This window comes from Streptomyces sp. NPDC054956, assembly GCF_053609185.1.
In genome coordinates this window covers 19,736-40,490 of record NZ_JBSGXB010000022.1, presented here as the reverse complement: position 1 = coordinate 40,490, position 20,755 = coordinate 19,736, and the positions used below count along the sequence as shown (strand labels likewise).

22 protein-coding genes are annotated in these 20,755 nt (G+C 71.2%); 10 read left to right on the top strand and 12 right to left on the bottom strand.

Features of this window, described 5'->3' with window-relative positions:
- Positions 1-3: 3 nt before the first annotated feature.
- Positions 4-966 carry a deoxyribose-phosphate aldolase gene (deoC, locus tag ACWGDE_RS06905; RefSeq protein WP_453387934.1) on the bottom strand — a complete coding sequence of 321 codons (963 nt, stop codon included), beginning with the start codon at positions 964-966 and terminating at the stop codon, positions 4-6.
- A 126-nt stretch (positions 967-1,092) separates the two neighbouring features.
- Here deoC and ACWGDE_RS06900 point away from each other — a divergent pair, with 126 nt between their 5' ends.
- Genes ACWGDE_RS06900 through ACWGDE_RS06885 form a run of 4 tightly spaced genes read left to right on the top strand, consistent with a single transcriptional unit; the run spans position 1,093 to position 3,193 of the window.
- A complete protein-coding gene (locus ACWGDE_RS06900; RefSeq protein ID WP_453387923.1) occupies positions 1,093-1,569 on the top strand; it encodes a hypothetical protein in 477 nt (158 codons plus the stop codon).
- Between the two features lie 15 nt (positions 1,570-1,584).
- Positions 1,585-2,232, top strand: coding sequence for a PH domain-containing protein (locus ACWGDE_RS06895; RefSeq protein ID WP_453387922.1), 648 nt, complete (start codon positions 1,585-1,587; stop codon positions 2,230-2,232).
- Between the two features lie 50 nt (positions 2,233-2,282).
- On the top strand, positions 2,283-2,939 hold the full coding sequence (locus ACWGDE_RS06890; protein WP_453387921.1) for a VanZ family protein: 657 nt from the start codon (positions 2,283-2,285) through the stop codon (positions 2,937-2,939).
- A gap of 44 nt (positions 2,940-2,983) precedes the next feature.
- Positions 2,984-3,193 (top strand): PspC domain-containing protein, encoded by a 210-nt coding sequence (locus ACWGDE_RS06885; RefSeq protein WP_453387920.1) that lies wholly within the window; start codon positions 2,984-2,986, stop codon positions 3,191-3,193.
- Positions 3,194-3,274: 81 nt separating this feature from the next.
- Here the strand turns inward: ACWGDE_RS06885 and ACWGDE_RS06880 are convergent, their stop codons facing one another.
- From ACWGDE_RS06880 to ACWGDE_RS06870, 3 genes are all read right to left on the bottom strand, one after another.
- Positions 3,275-4,051 (bottom strand): hypothetical protein, encoded by a 777-nt coding sequence (locus tag ACWGDE_RS06880; protein WP_453387919.1) that lies wholly within the window; start codon positions 4,049-4,051, stop codon positions 3,275-3,277.
- Positions 4,052-4,216: 165 nt separating this feature from the next.
- The gene (locus ACWGDE_RS06875; RefSeq protein ID WP_453387918.1) at positions 4,217-4,477 is read right to left on the bottom strand and encodes a hypothetical protein; all 261 of its coding nucleotides are present in this window, start codon (positions 4,475-4,477) and stop codon (positions 4,217-4,219) included.
- Positions 4,478-4,616: 139 nt separating this feature from the next.
- Positions 4,617-5,765, bottom strand: coding sequence for an adenosine deaminase (locus ACWGDE_RS06870; RefSeq protein WP_453387917.1), 1,149 nt, complete (start codon positions 5,763-5,765; stop codon positions 4,617-4,619).
- A 114-nt stretch (positions 5,766-5,879) separates the two neighbouring features.
- Between ACWGDE_RS06870 and ACWGDE_RS06865 the strand changes: the two genes are divergently transcribed.
- Together ACWGDE_RS06865 and ACWGDE_RS06860 are read left to right on the top strand one after the other, a co-directional pair.
- A complete protein-coding gene (locus ACWGDE_RS06865) occupies positions 5,880-6,599 on the top strand; it encodes an alpha/beta hydrolase (protein ID WP_453387916.1) in 720 nt (239 codons plus the stop codon).
- Between the two features lie 332 nt (positions 6,600-6,931).
- Positions 6,932-8,014, top strand: a complete 1,083-nt coding sequence (locus ACWGDE_RS06860) for a LuxR C-terminal-related transcriptional regulator (protein ID WP_453387915.1) — start codon at positions 6,932-6,934, stop codon at positions 8,012-8,014.
- Here ACWGDE_RS06860 and ACWGDE_RS06855 read toward each other — a convergent pair.
- Complete coding sequence (locus ACWGDE_RS06855) at positions 7,944-8,891, bottom strand: LysR family transcriptional regulator (protein ID WP_453387914.1); 948 nt, start codon at positions 8,889-8,891, stop codon at positions 7,944-7,946. The genes ACWGDE_RS06860 and ACWGDE_RS06855 overlap by 71 nt on opposite strands.
- 99 nt (positions 8,892-8,990) lie before the next feature.
- Here ACWGDE_RS06855 and ACWGDE_RS06850 point away from each other — a divergent pair, with 99 nt between their 5' ends.
- From ACWGDE_RS06850 to ACWGDE_RS06835, 4 genes are all read left to right on the top strand, one after another.
- Positions 8,991-10,271: an MFS transporter gene (locus ACWGDE_RS06850; protein ID WP_453387913.1), complete on the top strand. Its 1,281-nt coding sequence runs from the start codon at positions 8,991-8,993 to the stop codon at positions 10,269-10,271.
- Between the two features lie 51 nt (positions 10,272-10,322).
- Entirely contained in the window at positions 10,323-11,777 is a 1,455-nt protein-coding gene (locus ACWGDE_RS06845) for a DUF402 domain-containing protein (protein ID WP_453387912.1), read from the top strand.
- 1 nt (position 11,778) lies between these two features.
- Entirely contained in the window at positions 11,779-12,750 is a 972-nt protein-coding gene (locus tag ACWGDE_RS06840; RefSeq protein ID WP_453387911.1) for an RNA-binding protein, read from the top strand.
- A gap of 100 nt (positions 12,751-12,850) precedes the next feature.
- On the top strand, positions 12,851-13,861 hold the full coding sequence (locus ACWGDE_RS06835) for a sigma-70 family RNA polymerase sigma factor (protein WP_453387910.1): 1,011 nt from the start codon (positions 12,851-12,853) through the stop codon (positions 13,859-13,861).
- Here ACWGDE_RS06835 and ACWGDE_RS06830 read toward each other — a convergent pair.
- The 7 genes from ACWGDE_RS06830 to ACWGDE_RS06800 all read right to left on the bottom strand — a co-directional run bounded on the left by ACWGDE_RS06830 (position 13,748) and on the right by ACWGDE_RS06800 (position 20,679).
- The gene (locus ACWGDE_RS06830) at positions 13,748-14,077 is read right to left on the bottom strand and encodes an STAS domain-containing protein (protein ID WP_453387909.1); all 330 of its coding nucleotides are present in this window, start codon (positions 14,075-14,077) and stop codon (positions 13,748-13,750) included. The genes ACWGDE_RS06835 and ACWGDE_RS06830 overlap by 114 nt on opposite strands.
- Positions 14,078-14,141: 64 nt before the next feature.
- On the bottom strand, positions 14,142-14,732 hold the full coding sequence (locus ACWGDE_RS06825) for a Uma2 family endonuclease (RefSeq protein ID WP_453387908.1): 591 nt from the start codon (positions 14,730-14,732) through the stop codon (positions 14,142-14,144).
- 98 nt (positions 14,733-14,830) lie between these two features.
- Positions 14,831-16,108 (bottom strand): thymidine phosphorylase, encoded by a 1,278-nt coding sequence (locus ACWGDE_RS06820; RefSeq protein WP_453387907.1) that lies wholly within the window; start codon positions 16,106-16,108, stop codon positions 14,831-14,833.
- 131 nt (positions 16,109-16,239) lie between these two features.
- On the bottom strand, positions 16,240-16,638 hold the full coding sequence (locus ACWGDE_RS06815; protein WP_453387906.1) for a cytidine deaminase: 399 nt from the start codon (positions 16,636-16,638) through the stop codon (positions 16,240-16,242).
- Positions 16,635-17,900: an ABC transporter permease gene (locus ACWGDE_RS06810; RefSeq protein WP_453387905.1), complete on the bottom strand. Its 1,266-nt coding sequence runs from the start codon at positions 17,898-17,900 to the stop codon at positions 16,635-16,637. The genes ACWGDE_RS06815 and ACWGDE_RS06810 overlap by 4 nt, the downstream gene beginning before the upstream one ends.
- Positions 17,897-19,012, bottom strand: coding sequence for an ABC transporter permease (locus ACWGDE_RS06805; protein ID WP_453387904.1), 1,116 nt, complete (start codon positions 19,010-19,012; stop codon positions 17,897-17,899). The genes ACWGDE_RS06810 and ACWGDE_RS06805 overlap by 4 nt, the downstream gene beginning before the upstream one ends.
- Positions 19,009-20,679: an ABC transporter ATP-binding protein gene (locus ACWGDE_RS06800; RefSeq protein ID WP_453387933.1), complete on the bottom strand. Its 1,671-nt coding sequence runs from the start codon at positions 20,677-20,679 to the stop codon at positions 19,009-19,011. Before ACWGDE_RS06800 ends, ACWGDE_RS06805 begins: the two co-directional genes overlap by 4 nt.
- Positions 20,680-20,755 lie beyond the last annotated feature (76 nt).

Here is a 20,755-nt window from a genome sequence, read left to right as displayed (position 1 = left end):
TGATCAGTCCACCGTCACGTAGTCGGGACCGGAGTAACGGCCGGTGCTCAGCTTCTGGCGCTGCATCAGCAGGTCGTTGAGCAGGCTGGAGGCTCCGAAGCGGAACCAGTGGTTGCTCAGCCAGTCCTCGCCCACGGTCTCGTTGACCAGGACCAGGAACTTGATGGCGTCCTTGGTGGTCCGGATGCCGCCGGCCGGCTTCACGCCGATCTGGATTCCAGTCTGCTCCTTGAAGTCGCGGACGGCTTCGAGCATGAGGAGCGTGTTCGCGGGGGTCGCGTTGACGCCGACCTTGCCGGTGGACGTCTTGATGAAGTCGGCCCCGGCCATCATGCCGATCCAGGAGGCGCGGCGGATGTTGTCGTACGTGGACAGCTCGCCGGTCTCGAAGATCACCTTGAGGCGGGCGGCGGTGCCGTCGGGGCGGACGCAGGCCTCCTTGACCGAGCGGATCAGCTCGTAGGTCTCGAGGTAGCGGCCGGCGAGGAAGGCGCCACGGTCGATGACCATGTCGATCTCGTCGGCGCCGGCGGCCACGGCGTCGGCCGTGTCGGCGAGCTTGACGGGCAGGGCCGCGCGGCCGGCCGGGAAGGCGGTGGCGACGGAGGCGACCTTGACGTCGGCGCCGTTCAGGGCGGCCTTCGCGGTGGCCACCATGTCCGGGTACACGCAGACGGCGGCCGTCATGGGCGTGGTGCGGTCGGTCGGATCGGGGTGCACGGCCTTGGCGGAGAGCGCCCGGACCTTGCCCGGGGTATCCGCGCCTTCCAGCGTCGTCAGGTCGATCATCGAGATGGCGAGGTCGATGGCGTACGCCTTCGCCGTCGTCTTGATCGAGCGGGTGCCGAGGGAGGCCGCGCGGGCCTCCAGGCCGACAGCGTCGACGCCGGGCAGCCCGTGCAGGAAGCGGCGCAGCGCACTGTCGGACCTCGTCACGTCAGCGAATGCGGTGAGGGTGGTGGGCATGGTCACCACATGAGCATATCTACGCGCGTAGCGGCCTGTCACCCCCCCCACAGGGGGCGGAAGGGGCCGCCGGGGGCCGGCGAGCGGTTCTCCCGCCCTTTCGGGACAATGCTCCGAGGAGCCGCCATGCGTACCGTTTTCCGTACCCCGCTCGTCACCGCCGCCCTCGCCGGGGCGCTTCTGACGCCCGCCGCGACCGCGATCGCCTCCGCTTACGTCTCTGCCTCTGCCTCTGCCCCTGCCCCTGCCCCTGCCTCCGCCTCCGCCGATCCTCCGGGCCCGTCCGACCCGTCGGCCGACGCCCGCTACGGCGGCGAGACCGTCCTCGTCGGCAAGGGCCGGATCGCGGTGCTGCGCAACGGGCCCGAGGGACCCGAGGCCTGGATCCGCGCCGTCGCTCCGGACTGGAAGCCCGCCGACGGCTGGGCCGGCCGCGTACTGGCGAAAGTGGACCGCGCGCACCCCCGCACGATGCTCGACGGCACCCGGTACGACCTCGTCGCGACGGACGACGCCCAGTACGGGCTCAGGGTGTGGCCGGCGGGCGCGGAAGCCGCGGCCGGCTTCTACCCGCTGCCGACACCACCACCGCGGCGGGGTTGAGGCAGAATCGGGCCCATGAGCAGCGAGCAGCCCACCGATGAGCCGGCGTACGCAGACCGTGTCTACCGCTCCCCCATGGCCACGGTCTCCGGCGTGCTGATGCTCGCGCTGATCGCGTGGCTCTGCGGGGACACCGTCGTACGCGGCGGCGGGAACTCCCCGTGGGTCGCGCTCGCCGTCGCGCTGTTCCTCGTACCGCTCGTCGTGGCGTTCACGATCCGCCCGGCCGTCTTCGCCAACGCCGACCGGCTGCGCGTGCGGAACCCGTTCCGGGTCATCGAGCTCCCCTGGGCTGCCGTCGACTCCCTGCGCGCCACGTTCTCGGCCGAGGTGCGGGCCGAGGGGGCCAAGTACCAGCTGTGGTCGGTGCCCGTCTCCCTGCGGGAGCGCAAGCGGGCGAACCGGGCCCAGCAGGGGCATCCCAGCAGGCTCGGCGGGCTCCTGGGCCGGAGCATGTCCACGCCCGGGCAGGGTGCGGACCAGAAGGACGAGGTGCCCCGCGCCACGGCGGACCGGACCATGGAGGAACTGCGCGAACTGCACGAGCGCGGAGCCTCCCGGCCCGGCGCCCAGGGCAGTGTGAAGGTCACCTGGTCGTACGAGATCATCGCGCCCGCCGTGATCGGCGCGCTGATCCTCATCGTGCTGCTCGCCACGGGCTGACCGGCGCTTTCTCCGGAACCGCGGGCACCGCGGGGTGCGTCCCCCCAGATGTGCACCGTCTCAAGGGCAGCGGCAACGCCGCTATTCACCTGCGGATCCGACTCCTCGCCGGGGTCCTGCTGACCGCTCACCTCCTCGTCGTCGGCTGGCTGATGCTGCGCCCGCTGGACGTTCCCTGGGCGGCCGCTGCCAATCTGACTCCGCTGGACGGTATCCGCGCGGACCTCGCCGCCGGGCCCCTGGTGGCCGCACGGCGGATCGGTGGGGGGCTGGCCCTGCTGGCCCCGCTCGGGGTGCTGCTGCCGCTGATCAGCGGGCGGGTGGAGCTGTCTCCGCTGGCCGCCTGGTCCTCGCTGGCCCGGACCGCCGCCGCGGGCGCGCTGGTTTCGGTCGGTGTGGAGATGCTCCAGACCGCGGTCCCGGGGCAGGTGGTCGACGTGGATTCGGTGCTGCTGAACACCGTCGGCGTGATGCTCGCGCACGTGATCGTCGTACCGGCGCTGCGGGGCCGGATGCGGCGGGCCCGGACGGCCGTCGCTTCTTCGGGGGGCGTCCTGGCCTCCTCCCCGTCCGGTTCCGGGACGGGCGCCCGGGCCGGCTCCCAGGGAGGCCCTCAGGCCGGGCCTCAGGGGGCTACCCCGAGAATTCCCAGGGTCGGGCTCGGTCCCTGGACCGACGTCCTCTCCTCCATTCAGCGGGAGTATTGAGACATCGCAGGAAGACTTCCCGCGAAAAAGCCTGAGGAGAGACCATGAGCGCCCTTGCCCGCCCCCGTGACGGACGATGGATCGGCGGAGTCTGTGCCGGCCTGGCGCGTCGATTCGGAATATCCGCGAACACGATGCGTGTCATCTTCCTCGTCTCGTGCCTGCTCCCCGGCCCGCAGTTCCTGCTCTACCTGGCGCTGTGGGTGCTCCTGCCGAACGACAAGACGAGCGCCGCCGGCACCGCCGGCTGGTAATCCGGAAAAGCCGGGCGCCGAGCGGGCCCGCCCTTCCGGCGGGCACGTTTCGACCGGCGCCCTCGTATCCGACCGGCAACGTCAGCGAGCGGCGCGGACCTTCTGGAGCTGCTTGTCCGTGACCTCGTGCGGGACCTCGGGCGCCTTCGGACTGCCCGTCACGTTGAGGGCCATGAGGCGCACGACGGAGTCCCCCTGGCGTACGACGACCAGGTGCACCTGAGCGGTGACGCCCTCGGCGGAGGCGGTGGTGGTCCAGCTGACGCTCTCGTCGCCGTCCGTCTTGTAGTCGGTCGGCTTCACGTCGCGGTAGACGCCGCTCTGCTTCTCGACGGTGGCGGTGAAGCCCGTACCGCAGGCGGCCACGGCGTCCCTGAGCCTGCTGATCAGCGCCTTGGCGTCGGCCTCGGCGTAGGAGCTGACGGAGGCGGAGACCGCGAGGCCCATCTGCTTCTGGGAGCCGATGCCGCGGTTGACCGTCTCGCGCGCGGCCGGGTCGGGCTTGTCGCCCATGATGTCGGCGAGCGGCTGGCAGGCCTTGCGGTCGGCCTGGGGCTGGCCGTCGGGTGCGCCGGGGTTCTTGCCGTTCGCGGAGATCTGATAGCCGGCCAGGTCGCCCTGTTCCAGGGCGGAGCGCTCCAGCCTGCTGCCGGCCCGCTTGGGCGCGGCGGAGGATCCCGTGGATCCGGCGGAGCCCGGGGCTCCCGGGGCGCCGGCCGACGCGGACGGGCCGGGTGCGCTCGCGGAGCCCTTCGGGTCCGGGGCCTTGCCCGGCGCGGGGGTGTGCGTACTGCCACAGCCCACTGCCGCGAGCAGCAGGGCGGGGAGCAGCGCGGCCGTGACCGCTGGTGCCTTCATGCGCATGATCGAGACCTCACACCCCGTTGTTCGGCGGGCAGTTGGCGGTGATCCTGGCACATGCCGCGACGCGGCACACACCTGCTCGAAGAGGTGTGCACCGCGCGGGCATGCGTGCGAATCGCGTACGGATCACGTACGAATCCGCCGGTGATCCGGAGCGGATCAGGCGCCGAGGCCGCTGGTCGGGAGACCGCCGAGCAGACCGGTCACCGTGCCGAGCGCGGCGGCCGGGTCGGTCGCCTGGGGGGCCTGCTGGCCCTCCTCGGAGCTCACGCGCTGCTGGCTGGTGAGGCCCTGGACCGTGCCCAGCGCATCGCCGAGACCGACGGCGGGGACGGAGGCCGAGGCGGTCCCGGCGGCGACGGCGGCGAAGGCGGCACCGAGAGCGGCGACACCGAGGGTCTTGGCAGCTGACTGCTTCATGAAGGATCGTCCTTGCGACGGGGAAATGAGCGGCTCCGCAAACTAGTCACTTCAAACCCCGGCCCGCAAACATCGTTAAATACGAGAAAGCGCCCGGGAATTGCTCCTCCCGGGCGTTCTCAGAACGTCATGCCATGGCCTACGCCGAGACAGAACCGCTGGTGGAAGCGGTCTGCTGGAACAGCCATTCCGACTTCAGCTCCGCATATCCGGGCTTGATGACCTCGTTGATCATGGCCAGTCGTTCATCGAAAGGAATGAACGCCGACTTCATCGCATTGACGGTGAACCACTGCATGTCGTCGAGCGAGTAGCCGAAGGTGTCGACCAGGTGCTCGAACTCGCGGCTCATGCTGGTGCCGCTCATCAGACGGTTGTCGGTGTTCACCGTGAGCCTGAAGTGCAGCTTCCGCAGCAGGCCGATCGGGTGCTCGGCGTACGAGGCGGCCGCGGCCGTCTGCAGGTTCGACGTCGGGCACATCTCCAGGGGGATGCGCTTGTCCCGGACGTAGGAGGCCAGGCGCCCCAGCTTCACGGAGCCGTCGGCGGCCACCTCGATGTCATCGATGATCTTCACGCCGTGGCCGAGCCGGTCGGCGCCGCACCACTGCAGCGCCTGCCAGATCGAGGGCAGACCGAAGGCCTCGCCCGCGTGGATGGTGAAGTGGTTGTTCTCGCGCTTGAGGTACTCGAAGGCGTCGAGGTGGCGGGTGGGAGGGAACCCGGCCTCGGCACCGGCGATGTCGAAACCGACCACGCCGTTGTCGCGGTAGCGGTTGGCCAGCTCCGCGATCTCCAACGCGCGGGCGGCGTGCCGCATCGCGGTCAGCAGCGCACCGATGCGGATGCGGTTGCCGTTGCTGCGCGCACGGCGCTCGCCCTCGCGGAAGCCCTCGTTGACCGCCTCGACGACCTCTTCGAGGGTCAGGCCGGCTTCGAGGTGCTGCTCGGGGGCGTAGCGGATCTCGGCGTACACGACGCCGTCCTCGGCCAGGTCCTGGGCGCACTCGGAGGCCACCCGGAAGAGGGCCTCCTTCGTCTGCATGACGGCGCAGGTGTGCGCGAACGTCTCCAGGTAGCGCGGGAGGGAGCCGGAGTCGGCGGCTTCCCGGAACCAGACGCCGAGCTTGTCGGCCTCGGTCTCGGGAAGGTTCTCGTAACCGACCTTGGCGGCCAGCTCGATGATGGTCCCGGGGCGCAGTCCACCGTCGAGGTGGTCGTGCAGGAGCACCTTCGGGGAGCGGCGGATCTGATCCGGGGTGGGCAGGTTGGGGGTCTCGCTCGTCATCTGCGCACTCTAGCTCCTACGCGCGTAGAGCGTTGAGAGTGTGCCTGCATGCGATATGTAACAGTGACCGCGCGGACGGGTGGCGTACACCTCGGCGTCTGAGACTGTTCCGTCATGGCACAGCATGCGCCGCCGGCGCGCGGGGCCCGCCTGGGGCGGGCGGCCGGCGCGAACGGCTCGGTCTCTACGGTCAGTGGTGTGGTGCTCCTGCTCCCCGGGGCGTCCAGGTTCTCCCCCGGTCCGGTGCGCCCGCTCGCGCGGGCGCTGGCCCGTGCGGGGGCGGCGGAGGGGCTGGTCACGCACCAGGTCGTCCACGGCGGAGGCAGCCGGGAGGAGGACGCCCAATGGGCGGCGGACGAGGTCGTCCGCCGGTACGGGGACGTTCCGGTGTGCCTGGCCGGATACGACGCCGGGGGCCGGGCGGCGCTGGCCGCCGCGGGCCACGAGGCCGTCAACTCCGTTCTCGCGCTCGCCCCTTCGCTGCCCCGGCAGGGCGGGGACGGCTCCCCTGAACCGGTGAAACAGCTGTCGGGGCGCCGGGTGCTGATCGTGCACGGCACCAATGACGCGCGCAGCGACCCGGAGCTCTCGTTCCGGCTGGCGAGCCGGGCGAAGAAGGCCAACCGCACCACGTGCCGCTTCGAGGTGCACTCCGACGGGCACCGGTTACGTGAGCACCAGGCCGAAGTGGTTGCCCTGTCGGTGGACTTCGTCCTGGGATCCGTGTTCTCCGGCCGCTACTCCCGTCCTGTCACCGACGCGCTGGCGGCGCCGCCGCCGTTGGGGCTGCGGATGCCGTTGGCCTCCGGGTTCGGGCGGTCGCTGCGGGGGTGAGGGCGGTGGGGGTGAGGCCGTGGGTGCCGGGGGCGGGGGCGGGGTGGGTGGCTGGTGGTCGCGCGGGGTGGGCCGCGCCGGCCGGGCCGTCCCCTCACGGTCGGATGGTGCGGTCGGATCCGGCGCGACCACCAGAGGCACGCACCCGCTTGCGGGCGCGACGCCGTGACGGCGAAGCGCGGACCGGAAAACGCCCGCGCCCTCCCCCGAGAACGCCGTGGCACCACTGTGCCGGTTCGGCATAAGCTCGCGAAGATCCAGGGGCATCGTCTTGACGCCTTGCGGGAACACGAGGGGTTTACCAATCGGCACAGGTCGGGACGAATATGTACATGCCTGCGGATGAAACGGAGCAGCTGAGTCCCGCGGCCCTGCGTCTTTACGGGTACGCGGCCGAGCGGCACGTCTTCACCGAGGCGGAGGCGGCCGAGGCCCTCGGCGAGCCCGCCGCGTCCGCCGTCGCCGAGCTCGCGGCGGCCCACCTGCTCCAGCCCCGTCCGCAGACCTGCGCGAACGGCACCGTACGGGAGCTGCGCTGGAGCGCGGTGTCCCCGCGGGCCGCCACCGCCCGCACGCTGGCCCCGCTGGCCCTGCGGGTGCGCGAGACCCACGACGAGATGGACCGGCTGCGCGCCCGGCTGGAGTCGCTGATCCCGCAGTACGAGGCCGGCAGCACCCAGCGCGACCGGGACGGGGTGGACCGCCTGGAGCTGATCACCGACCAGGCCGCGCTGCAGAACCTGATCACCGAGCTCATCGGCTCGGCCGAGTGCGAGGTGCTGACCTGCCATCCGGGTGGCGGCCGGTCCCCGGAGATCCTGGAGCAGGCGGTCGGCCGGGACGAGGCGATGCTGGCCCGGGGCGTGCGGCTGCGCACGATCTACCAGCACACCGCCCGCTACTCGCGCCCCACCGCGGCCTACGTCGAGCGCGTGACCGCGCTCGGCTCGCAGGTCCGTACCGTCGGCGACGGGCTGATGCGGATGATCCTGGTCGACCAGCACACCGGGCTGCTGGAGGTCCGCGACGACGACAAGGCCGCGCTGGTGGTGCGCGAGCCGAACGTCGTGCACTTCATGGTGCAGACCTTCGAGCGCTCCTGGGCCCAGGCGGAGCCCTTCGCCACCACCGTCGGCCCGGACCAGGCCCGCTCCATTTCCGAGGAGCTCCGCCAGAACATCGTCCGGCTCCTCGCGGAGGGGCTGGAGGACAAGGCCATCGCGCGGCGGCTCGGCATGTCCGAGCGGACCTGCCAGCGTCACATCGCGGAGGTCATGCGCGCGGTGGGCGCCAAGTCCCGTTTCCAGGCCGGGTACTTGCTGTCGGCGGCGGTCGGCGCCCCGCTCACGCGCCCGGCCGGGGCTCCGGAAGCTCCGGGATCAGCCGGCCCCGACGGGACAGCAGGAACCGTTTGAACTCCGCCACCGGCGGCGTGTCCGGGTGTCCGTCCAGCCAGGCGACCCCGATCTCGCGGACCGCGCGCGGGGCGGTGACCGTCAGCTCGACCACCCCCGGGCGGGCCACGGCGGGCGGCGGCAGCAGCGCGACGCCGAGCCCGGCGGCGACGAGCCCGCGCAGGGTCTCCGCCTCCTCCCCCTCGAAGGCGACCCGGGGAGTGAACCCGGCCTCCGCGCACAGGTCGTCGGTGATCCGGCGCAGGCCGTAGCCGGCCTCCAGGGTGACGAAGGTTTCCTCGGCCGCCTCGGCCAGCCGGATCCGCTTGCGGCCGGCGAGGCGGTGGTCGTCGGGGACCACCAGGCGCAGCCGCTGTTCGTCCAGGCGGCGGGCCACCAGGTCGGGGGCGTCGGGCAGCGGCGAGGTCAGGCACAGGTCGAGCTCGCCGGCCCGGAGCTTCTCCAGCATGGCCTCGCCGTAGTTCTGGACGAGGGAGAACCGTACGCCCGGATGGTCGGCCCGGAAGGCCCGGATCAGGCCCGGCACGGTCTCGGAGCCCAGGGTGTGCAGGAAGCCGAAGGCGACCTTCCCGAAGGCCGGGTCCGCGTCCTGCTGTACGGATCCCGCGGCGCGGGCGATCTCGGCGAGCGAGCGCTCCGCCGAGGCGAGGAAGGTGCGCCCCGCGGTGGTGAGCGCGACGGTACGGCCCTTGCGGGCGAACAGCGTGACGCCCAGGTCCTGTTCGAGCCGGACCATGGCCCGCGACAGGGTGGACTGGGGAACGCCCAGCTCGTGGGCGGCGCGGGTGACGTGCTCGTGCCGGGCCACGGCCACGAAGTACGCGAGGCGCGGGGCCAGCGCGTGTGTCACAGCCATGTCTTCTTCGTAACGGCTCATCGATATGCGCCCATCTGACCTGCGGTGATGCGTGGATGGATTGATTATCGCGAATCTGTGCATTGGACGCATGAAACGGGCGGCCCTACGGTCGTACACATGCCTCCCGCTCATACCGGGGCACCCGCCGTCACGGGTGCCTCCACCCCGTCGTTCCCCGCCTCCGCCCCCGAAGCGCACGAGCCCGGCCGTCCCGGCTACCGCCGCCTCAGCCTCGCGCTCTTCGCCGCCGGACTGGCCACCTTCGCCCTCCTCTACTCCACCCAGGCACTGCTGCCCGCGATCTCCGCCGGCTTCGGCGTGACGGCGGGTCAGGCCAGCTGGACGGTCTCCGCGGCCACCGGCGCGCTCGCCCTCTTCGTCCTGCCGCTCAGCGCGCTCTCGGAGCGCTTCGGCCGGACCCGGCTGATGATCTGCTCCATGGCGGTCGCGGTCGGCGTCGGCCTCCTCGTGCCGTTCGCCCCGAACCTGGAGTGGCTGATCGCGCTGCGCGCCGTCCAGGGCGCGGCGATCGCCGGCATCCCGGCCTCCGCGATGGCGTACCTGGCGGAAGAGGTGAAGCCGAAGGCGCTGGTCGCCGCGATCGGCCTGTTCGTGGCGGGCAACTCGATCGGCGGCATGAGCGGCCGCATCGTCACCGGCTGGGCGGCCCAGGCGTGGGGCTGGCGCGGCGGACTGCTGACCGTGGGCCTGATGTCGCTGGCCTGCGCGGCGGCGTTCCTGGTGCTCCTCCCCCGGGCCCGGTTCTTCCGGCCGGCCTCGCTGAACCCGCGCGCGGTGGGGCGTACCGTCGCAGGCCACCTGCGCGATCCGCTGCTGCTGCGGCTGTACGGGATCGGCGCGCTGTTCATGACGGTGTTCGGGGCCGTGTACACCGTCATCGGCTACCGCCTCGTCGACGAGCCGTTCTCCCTCGGGCAGGGTGTCATCGGCTCGATCTTCCTCGTCTACCTGGTCGGTACGGTCTCCTCGGCGGCCGCCGGGCAGCTGGTGGCCCGCACGGGCCGGCGCGGCGCGCTCTACCTGGCGGTGACCACGACGGCGCTGGGCCTGTTCCTGTCCCTCGCGGACTCGCTCGCCGCGATCCTGCTGGGGCTGGTCCTGATCACGGCGGGCTTCTTCGCGGGCCACGCCGTGGCCTCGGCGGCGGTGAGCCGCACGGCGAAGACGGGCCGCGCGCAGGCCTCGGCGCTCTACCAGTCGGCGTACTACGTCGGCTCCAGCGCCGGCGGCACGCTCGGCGCCCTCGCCTACCACTCGGCGGGCTGGGCGGCCACGGTCACCATCGCGCTGCTCGCGGTCGCCGGCGTCGTCTCGATCACCCTGTACGGGTCCCACGCGGCCCGTGCCGCGCACGCGGCGGCGCTGCCCGCCCGCTGAAGGGCCGACGGGGTGCGGCACTGACGGACCCGGATGGCATGATCGCTGCCCATGTCCACAGTCAACTTTCACCTGATCCTCGGTGACACGGTCAGCATGGTCTGTCCGGCCCGGATAGTGGAGGACCGCGAAGACGGTCTGCTGCTGTGGATCGCCCCGGGCACGCCGGTCTGGCGCGCCGAACTCCCGCCCGGCGCCCACCTGCGGGACCTGCCGCCGGGCGGCTCGTACCCGCTGCGGCCGAGCCGCTGGCGGCGCGGGGGCGCGCTGATCCTCCAGCCGGCCGGGGCGGGGCACGCGGTGTGGTGGACCTTCACGGAGGAGCAGGAGTTCCGGGGCTGGTACGTGAACCTGGAGTCGCGCGCCCGGTCCGGTGCGGACATCCACGTGACCGACCAGGAGCTGGACATCACGGTCAGCCCGGAGCGGGTGTGGCAGTGGAAGGACGAGGAGTCCTTCGCCGGGAAGACGGGCCACCCGGTGTACTGGACGGCGGCCGAGGCGGAGGAAATACGCGCGGAGGGCGTCCGCGTCACGGAGCTCGTCGAGGCGGCCGCGTACCCCTTCGACGGCACGCGGTGCGATTTCCGCCCGCCCGCGTCGTGGGACCTCCCGGAGCTCCCGGCCCTCACGGAGCTGGTCCTCGGTTCGGTCACGGCCCCCTCGGGGGTGCTCCTCCTGGGCAAGGCGGGCTGGATCGACCACCGGCGGGACGGGGACGGGCCCTGGTCGGAGCACGCGTTCGCCGCCGCGGCGGCGGGCGGTGGCCACCTCCACGACGGCGAGGCCGCCGACCCCATGACGTGGGAGTACGAGGCCGTGGCCGTCCCGGCCGCCGCCGACCGGCCGCTGCCGGTACGGGCGTGGACCTCCCCGTCCGTCTTCGACGACGAGCCGGTGGTCTCGGCCCTGGAAATCTCCCTGGGCATCCCCTGGGACCGGGCGGCCCACGGCGACGGCCCGGTCCCCCTCGGCGACCTCCCGATCGACCGCTGCGGCATGATCCTGGGCGACGCCCGGGCGCTGGACTCCTTCGAGAGCCTGGGCGGAGAGTCCGTGGACGGGCTGGCCGACGTCACGTACTGGGGGCTGTACCGGGAAGAGGCCCACGCGGTGTTCGGCGGCGAGGTCGTGCCCGAGAACCCCGACGGCTCCGGACCGTACGGCTTCCTCGACCTCCCCCTCGCCGAGGCTGAGGCCCTCGGCGCGCGGATCGAGGACTGGGTCAACCGGGGCCCGGGCAACGGTCTGGTGGTCGCGGTGGACGAGCACACCGACTTCCACCGCTTCCACCGCGCCGGCTGGGGCCATCCCCTGCTGGCCGGGGCCATGGAGGTCGGCGGATGCCGGGTGCTCGGGCTCGGCTGGGACCCCGGGGACCATGCCCTGCGCCACTACGGCGAGCGGGCGTACGGGCAGGTGTACCCGGCCACGCTGGAGGACCGGGCGGGCGAGGCCGTCCTTCGATGGGTCGTACCGGCTTACGAGGAAGAAGACGAGGACTGACGTGCCGCTCCCCCATGTGTACCGGGTGACCAAGTACGACCCCGCCGACCGGGATCCCGACGGGACCTACCGGGGGACGGTCGACTCCATCAGCGACCACGGGCCGCTGGAGGCCGCGTACCTGGAGGCCGTCGCCGCCTTCGCCGAGGAGAGCGGGGTCGAGCGGCTCGCCGTCCGGTCTCCGGAGGTCAGCGGCTTCGTGCACTTCGGGCTGGAGCCCCCGGTGGAGGGCCACGGGCTGGACGTGCTGTTCCCCGACGGCCTTGCCGGGTTCCACGACGGCGCGCAGGTGACGGTGCCGATCGCGCTCGAGCTCGTACGCGGCATGCTCCGCGACCACGGCGCGTGGTGCCGGCTGGAGGCGCAGGAGGAGGAGCGGGACGTCTTCACCGTGCACGTCGGGTACGACCAGTACGTCTACGTCGGCTCCCGCACGCCCTGCGAGTCGGCCGTGGCCCGCGCCGGGGAGCTCGGGCTCTTCGCGGAGCCGATCGAGGCCTCGCCGTACGAGCAGTCGCCGGACGAGGAGTACGAGCTGCGCCCCGCCGACGAGGAGTTCTGGGAGCGGGTGCGGGCGAGCGCGGAGCGCGGTGAGGCGGGGCTGGTCCAGGAGAACGCCGTCTCGAACCTCTCCCGCTGGCACTCCCTCGGTGACGGGAGCCGGCTCGACGCCCTCCGGGCCGGGCTGGCGCCGCGCGCCCTGCTGAACGTGTGGCCGGGTCTGTCCACCGACACCGACGGGCTGCTCGCCGGGCTTCCCGAGCAGTTCACGGTCGAGGTCGTGTGGGAGGACGCGGACGGTCTTGTGTCGAGCATGTGGGTCAACGAGGAGGACCGGGCCGAGCTGGCGCAGGTGCTCGCCGTCGCCCGGGCCGCGACCCTGCTGTCGATCTACGTCGACGAGCGGAAGCCGTTGTTCACCGGTGTACTGCCGGACGCGGACGGTGTGGTGCGGGCCCGGTGGCAGCTCTGAGCAACCGGGTGAACGTTCCGTCACCGCGTGCCGGGCTGCGGTTGTCAGAGCCCTCGGGTAGTTTCCGAAGTATCGGGAACTACCAGGGGGATCAAGGGACATGACGGATACCACCGATCTCGGGCCCGGGCTGGACGCGGCGCTGGACCGGTACCGCGTCGAGCTCACCGGCTACTGCTACCGGATGCTCGGTTCCTCCTTCGACGCCGAGGACGCGGTGCAGGACACGTACATCCGTGCCTGGCGCAGCTTCGAGAAGTTCGAGGGGCGCTCCTCCCTGCGGTCGTGGCTGTACCGGATCGCCACGAACGTCTGCCTGGACCTGCTGAACGCGGGGAACAAGCGGGCCCGCCCGATGGACCTGAGCGCCCCGCAGCACCAGGCGTCCGCCGTGCTCAACGAGCGGCCCGAGGTGACCTGGCTGGAGCCGGTCCCGGACGGGCGGGTACTGCCGCAGACCGCCGACCCGGCGGAGATGGCGCTGGCGAAGGAATCCGTACGCCTCGCCTTCGTCGCGGCGCTCCAGCACCTGCCGGCGAAGCAGCGGGCGGTGCTGATCCTGCGCGAGGTGCTGGCCTGGAAGGCGGACGAGGTCGCGACGCTGCTGGACACCACCGTCGCGTCGGTGAACAGCGCCCTTCAGCGGGCCCGCGCGACGCTCGCCGCCACCCGGATCCGCGAGAGCGAGTCCGCGGACCCGCTGGACACCGACCAGGTGAAGCTGCTGGAGCAGTACCTGTCCGCCTTCGAGGCGTACGACATCACCCGCCTGACCACGCTCCTGCACGAGGACGCGGTGCTGTCGATGCCGCCGTTCGACCTGTGGCTCCGGGGCCGCGAGGACATCGCGGCCTGGCATCTGAACCAGGGCATCGGCTGCAAGGGCTCGCGGCTGCTCCCGACCACGGCGAACGGCATGCCGGCGTTCGGCCAGTACCGGCCGCGCGAGGACGGGCGGCCGGGCTGGACCCCGTGGGCGCTGCAGGTCCTGGAGGTCTCAGACGGGAAGATCGTCGGGCTCAACGCCTTCCTGGACACCCCCCGGTGGTTCCCGCTCTTCGGGCTCCCCGAGCAGCTCGACGAGTCCTACGAGGTCCAGCAGCGCGCGTAAGCCGGGCCCGGCCCCGATGACCCGGAGGGGGCGGCCGGCGGCTGCGAGGCGTAGCCGGGCCAGCGCCTCGACGGTGCGGAGATCCGGCGCGATGGCGGCGGATGCATCGCATACGACCTCGGTGGCCCCCGCCTCGTAGAGCAGTACGAGCCGTGCGCACAGTCGCGCGGTGTCCTGGGCGGTGGAGCCGGGCAGTACGAGTCTTGTGATCGTCACAAGGGGATGACTCGCCTACGGCCCGTAACTCATCGGCGCGACCCGCGCGGCCGAGAAACCGGGGTCAGAGGCGGGGGAAGTCCGACGTGTCGAGCGTGTAGTCGAACGGCTTGGGGATGTGGATCGGCTCGCCGAACTCGACCACCGAAAGCAGGCGGTACGTGCCGCCCTGGGGCTCGCCGTACAGGTGGACAGTGGGCGTGCCGGACACGTGCGGGTCGATCAACAGGTAGAGCGTCACGCCTGCGGCGGCGTAGCCGTTCAGCTTGGCCACCCGATCGTCGGAGGCATTCGACTTCGAGGTGATCTCGACAACGATCTCAGCGGCGGCTGCAGGGACGTAGTTGCCCTCGCTGCGCACCACATCGCGTGGCACGACCGCAAGGTCAGGAATGTAGAGGCCGCTTCGCGACGGGACCGCCACGTTGAGCGTCTGGTAAATCCCACAATCGTCGGGCTTCGCCGCGTACAGGCCCTCATGAACCAGGTCGGCGATGTAGTTGTGATGGTTGACCGGTGGTGGCGCCACGGTGACGATCCCCTCGATGATCTCCACCTTGCAGCCCTCCGGCCAGTCCATCGCCTCCCAGCGATGGACAAGCTCGTCCCAGCTCTCGCCACCTCGTGGCTCATGCTGAACGGTGAGTGCGCTCATGGTGTGCTCCTCAAGCTGTTGGCACCGATCCCAGCATGCAGAACGGGACCGGTGGTCGTCCACCGATCCCGTTCAGCCGCACGAGGGAGCGCGCAGGATTACGCGATCCGGTCCAGCACGATCGGCGTGGCGGAGAAGGCCGTGCCCGCCGCCGCGATGTCGAAGGTGCCGTCCAGCGCCGCCAGGGCGTAGTCGAACTTCTCCGGGGTGTCGGTGTGCAGGGTCATCAGCGGCTGGCCGGCCGTGACCGTGTCGCCCGGCTTGGCGTGGAGCTCGATGCCCGCGCCCGCCTGGACCGGGTCCTCCTTGCGCGCGCGGCCGGCGCCCAGGCGCCAGGCGCCGACGCCCACGCCGTACGCGTCGAGTCGCGTGAGCACGCCCGAGGAGGGGGCGGTGACCACGTGCTGCTCGCGGGCCACCGGCAGGGCCGCGTCCGGGTCGCCGCCCTGGGCCGCGATCATCCGGCGCCAGACGTCCATGGCGGAGCCGTCGGCCAGGGCCTTGGCCGGGTCGGCGTCCTTGATGCCCGCCGCGTCCAGCATCTCCCGGGCCAGGGCCAGGGTCAGCTCGACGACGTCCGAGGGGCCGCCGCCCGCCAGGACCTCCACCGACTCGCGGATCTCCAGCGCGTTGCCGGCGGTGAGGCCCAGCGGGGTGGACATGTCGGTGAGCAGGGCGACCGTCTTGACCCCGCTGTCCGTGCCCAGGCCCACCATGGTGCGGGCAAGTTCGCGCGCGTCCTCGATGTTCTTCATGAAGGCGCCGGTGCCGACCTTCACGTCCAGGACCAGCGAGCCGGTGCCTTCGGCGATCTTCTTCGACATGATCGAGGAGGCGATCAGCGGGATGGCCTCGACGGTGCCGGTGACGTCGCGCAGCGCGTAGAGCTTCTTGTCCGCCGGGGCGAGGCCGTCGCCGGCCGCGCAGATGACGGCGCCGGTGGTGTCCAGGACGTGCAGCATCTCCTCGTTGGAGAGCAGCGCGCGCCAGCCGGGGATGGACTCCAGCTTGTCCAGGGTGCCGCCGGTGTGGCCGAGGCCGCGGCCGGAGAGCTGGGGCACGGCCGCGCCGCAGGCGGCGACGAGCGGGGCCAGCGGGAGGGTGATCTTGTCGCCGACGCCGCCGGTGGAGTGCTTGTCGGACGTCGGGCGGGAGAGGGAGTCGAAGTTCATCCGCTCGCCGCTGGCGATCATCGCGGCGGTCCAGCGGGCGATCTCGGCCCGGTTCATGCCGTTCAGCAGGATGGCCATCGCCAGTGCCGACATCTGCTCGTCGGCGACCACGCCGCGCGTGTACGCGTCGATGACCCAGTCGATCTGCTCGGGGCTCAGTTCGCCGCGGTCCCGCTTGGTGCGGATGACGGAGATGACGTCCATGAGGTGACTTTCCTTCCGGCGGTGCTGCGTACGTCCGAAAACTCTACGCGCATAGAGGCAGAAATGAGGGAGTTGGGAAGGGCAACGGCCCTTCCGCACGCGGGCGGAAGGGCCGTCAGAAGGGTTCTCGGCTACCTGAGGTGGTCCGGCCCGAAGGCCTGCGGCAGCATCGCGGAGAGCGGCAGGACCCCCTCGGGCGTCTCCACCTGGAGTTCGGCGCCGCCGAACTCGAACAGCAGCTGCCGGCAGCGGCCGCAGGGGACGAGGATCTCGCCCTTGCCGTCCACGCACGTGAAGTGCGTCAGCCGGCCGCCGCCCGTGGCCTGGAGGGAGGAGACCAGGCCGCATTCGGCGCACAGGCCCAGCCCGTAGCTGGCGTTCTCGACGTTGCAGCCGACGACGGTCCGGCCGTCATCGACCAGCGCGGCGACGCCGACCGGGAAGCCCGAGTACGGGGCGTACGCGCGGGACATGGCGTCCCGCGCGGCCGTCCGCAGGGCCTCCCAGTCCACGGTCCGCTGCGCCGTCACTTGCCCTGGCCCTTGCGGTACGGCATGCCGTCCGCCTTGGGCATCCGCAGGCGCTGCGCGGACAGCGCGAGCACCAGCAGCGTCGTCAGGTACGGGGCGGCGTCCACGAACTGGCTGGGCACCGCGTCGGTCAGCGCGTACCAGACGAACAGCAGCACGGCGAAGACCGCCGAGATGCCGGCCTGGACGTAGCGCTTCTTGTAGACCTGCCAGGCCACGACCAGGACCAGCAGGATCGCGATGAGCAGCAGCATCGCGTGGACGTTCTCGGCACCGCCGCGCAGCTTGAGGCTGTCGGTGAAGCCGAACAGGCCGGCGCCCAGCGCCATGCCGCCCGGCATCCAGTTGCCGAAGATCATCGCGGCGAGACCGATGTAGCCGCGGCCGCCGGTCTGGCCCTCCTGGTAGATCGGGCTGGCCACGATCGACAGGAACACGCCGCCCAGGCCCGCGAGGGCGCCCGAGACGATCACGGCGATGTACTTGTACTTGTAGACGTTGACGCCGAGCGATTCGGCGGCGACGGGGTTCTCACCGCAGGAGCGCAGGCGCAGGCCGAAGGTGGTGCGCCACAGCACCCACCAGGTGCCGGGGATCAGCAGCAGCGCGAGGACGGTCAGCAGCGACAGGCCGGTGACCAGGCCGCCGACGACGCCCGCCAGGTCGGAGATGAAGAACCAGTGCTTGCCCTGGAGGGTGGACATCCAGTCCGACACCCCCGGCACGGTGATCTTGTAGATCGGCTCGACGCGCGGGGACTGCTTGGAGGAGCCGCCGGCCGCCTCCGCGAAGGTGAAGTTCGACAGGTACTGGGTGAAGCCCAGCGCCAGGATGTTGATGGCCACACCGGAGACGATGTGGTTGACGTTGAAGGTGACCGTGATGATCGCGTGCAGCAGGCCGCCGATGGCGCCGCCGATCAGACCGGCGATGACGCCCGTCCACGGGCCCCACTGGTAGCCGGCCCAGGCACCGAACCAGGTGCCGAGGATCATCATGCCCTCGAGGCCGATGTTGACGACGCCCGCGCGCTCGGCCCACAGGCCGCCGAGGCCGGCGAGGCCGATCGGCACGGCGAGGGAGAGCGCGCCGGAGACCTGGCCGACCGAGGTCAGGTCGTTGGCGCCGCTGATCACGCGGACCAGCGAGACCAGCGCGAGGCCGCCCGCGACGATCAGCATGATCCACGGAAGGGTGAGCTTCTTGCGGCCGCCCTGCTTCTTGGGGGCGGCGCTCGTCGCGGAAACGGTGCTGGTGCTCACGCCGCGACCTCCTTGTCGGTCTTGATGGCGCCGCCGGCGGCGAGTTCCTCGCCGACCTTCTGCTGCTGGCGCCGGATCCCGTAGCGGCGGACGAGCTCGTAGGACACGACGACCGCGATCACGATCAGGCCCTTCATGATCGTGCCGATTTCCTTGGCGTACCCGGCCTGGTCGAGCGAGGCCGAGGCCTTGTCGATGAAGGCCATCAGGAACGCGGCGAAGAAGATGCCGACCGGGCTGTTGCGTCCGAGCAGCGCGATGGTGATGCCGGTGAAGCCGATGCCGACCGGGAAGGACAGGTTGTACGTGTGGGTCTCGCCCAGCAGCTGCGGCATGCCGGAGAGGCCGGCGACGGCACCGGAGATGAGCATCGAGGTGATGATCATCTTCTTGGCGTCCACACCGGAGGCCTGGGCGGCGGACTCGCTGGCGCCGGTGGCGCGCAGGTCGAAGCCGAAGCGGGTGCGGTTCAGCCCGAACCAGTAGACGATGCCCAGCGCGAAGGCGACGAAGGTGAAGCCGTAGATCTCCAGGCCGTTGCCGAGGTCGAGCGGCGGGAACCAGCCGGAGGAGGCGATCTCGCCGGTGGTCAGGTCGTTCGAGCCGGCGGGCTGGACGCCGAGGTTCTTCGGCAGGATCAGCCAGGCGATCAGGCTGGTCGCGATGGCGTTCAGCATGATCGTGGAGACGACCTCGCTGACCCCGCGCTTGGCCTTCAGGATGCCGGCGATGCCGGCCCAGAAGGCGCCGGTGAGCATGGCGACGACCACGATCAGCAGGATGTGCAGCGGCCCCGGCAGGGTCACGGCGGTGCCGACCACGGCGGAGATCATCGCGGCGAGGCGGTACTGGCCGTCGACGCCGATGTTGAAGAGGTTCATCCGGAAGCCGATGGCCACGGCCAGGGCCGCCAGGTAGTACGTGCCCGCCTGGTTCACGATGAGGATCTGAACGTCCTCGTAACCGGCGTTCTCCACCATCAGACGCAGGGGTTCGATCGGGTCGATGCCCGTCGCGCCCAGTACGGCCATGGTCAGCGCGAAGGCGGTGACCAGCGCGAGCGCGGGCCCGGCGAAGCCGAGGAGCAGCCGGTCCTTGTCGAGTTTCTTCATCGGGCCTCGTCCTCCGGAGAGTCGGTACGGGCGTCCGTACCGGCGGCGGAGTGGTTGTCGGTGGCTTCCAGGCGCCCGGAGGCGGCGCCCGTCATGGCGGTGCCGAGCTCTTCCGGGGTGACGGTCGCGGGGTCCGCGTCGGCGACCAGGCGGCCGCGGTAGATGACGCGCAGGGTGTCGGACAGGCCGATGAGCTCGTCCAGGTCGGCGGAGATCAGCAGCACGGCCAGGCCCTCGCGGCGGGCCTCGCGGATCGCGTCCCAGATCTGCGCCTGAGCGCCGACGTCCACACCGCGGGTGGGGTGGGCGGCGATGAGGAACTTCGGGTTGTGGCTCATCTCGCGGCCGACGATCAGCTTCTGCTGGTTGCCGCCGGAGAGCGAGGCCGCGGTGACCTCGATGCCGGGCGTGCGGACGTCGTACTCGCGCACGATCCGCTCGGTGTCCTTGCGGGCGGCCTTCGGGTCGAGGATGCCGCGCTTGGAGTTGGGGGCCTCGGTGACGTGCCCGAGGATGCGGTTCTCCCAGAGGGAGGACTCCAGCAGCAGACCGTGCCGGTGGCGGTCCTCGGGGATGTAGCCGATGCCGTCTTCGCGGCGCTTGCGCGTCGCGGTGGTGGAGATGTCGGCGCCGTCCAGCGTGATGGTGCCGCCGTCCGGGATGCTCATGCCCATCAGGGTCTCGATGAGCTCGGTCTGACCGTTGCCCTCGACGCCCGCGATGCCGAGGACCTCGCCCTTGTGGATGGTGAAGTTGATGCTCGCCAGCACCTCGCGCACCACGCCGTCCGGGTCGGTCGCGGCCAGCCGCAGGTCCTCGACCTGGAGCATCGGGGTGGTGGTCACCGTGGACTCGCGGGTCTCGGGCGAGGGCAGCTCGGAGCCGACCATCAGTTCGGCGAGCTGCTTGGTCGTGGTGGTCCGCGGGTCGGCGGTGCCGACCGTGGTGCCGCGCCGGATGACGGTGATGTCGTCGGCGACCTTCAGGACCTCACCCAGCTTGTGCGAGATGAAGATGACGGTCAGGCCCTCGGACTTGAGCTCGCGCAGGTTGTCGAAGAGCGCGTCCACTTCCTGCGGGACGAGCACGGCGGTCGGCTCGTCGAGGATGAGGATCTTGGCCCCGCGGTAGAGGACCTTGAGGATCTCCACGCGCTGCCGGTCGGCGACACCGAGGTCCTCGACCAGCGCGTCGGGGCGCACGCCGAGGCCGTAGGCGTCCGAGATCTCCTTGATCTTCTTGCGGGCCTTCGCGCCGATGCCGTAGAGCTTCTCGCCGCCGAGAACCACGTTCTCCAGGACGGTGAGGTTGTCGGCGAGCATGAAGTGCTGGTGCACCATGCCGATGCCGCGGGCGATGGCATCGCCGGGGCTGTGGAAGGAGACCTGCTCCCCGTCGATGGCGATGGTGCCCTCGTCCGGCTTCTGCATGCCGTAGAGGATCTTCATCAGAGTCGACTTGCCGGCGCCGTTCTCACCGACGAGGGCGTGGACCGTGCCCTTGCGGACGGTGATCGCGATGTCCTTGTTGGCGACGACGCCGGGGAAGCGCTTGGTGATGCCGTGCAGTTCTACGGCGGGGGGCGGGCTGGACGCGTTGATGACGCACTCTCCTTGGCGCGGAAGGAGCTGAAGACAGGAGGGGGACAGGGCGGGGGGAGAAAGTATCGCGTCCACGATGCTTCTACGCGCGTAGCACTGTCGAAAGTGAAAACTTGCGGCCAACCGGCCACACGATCACATG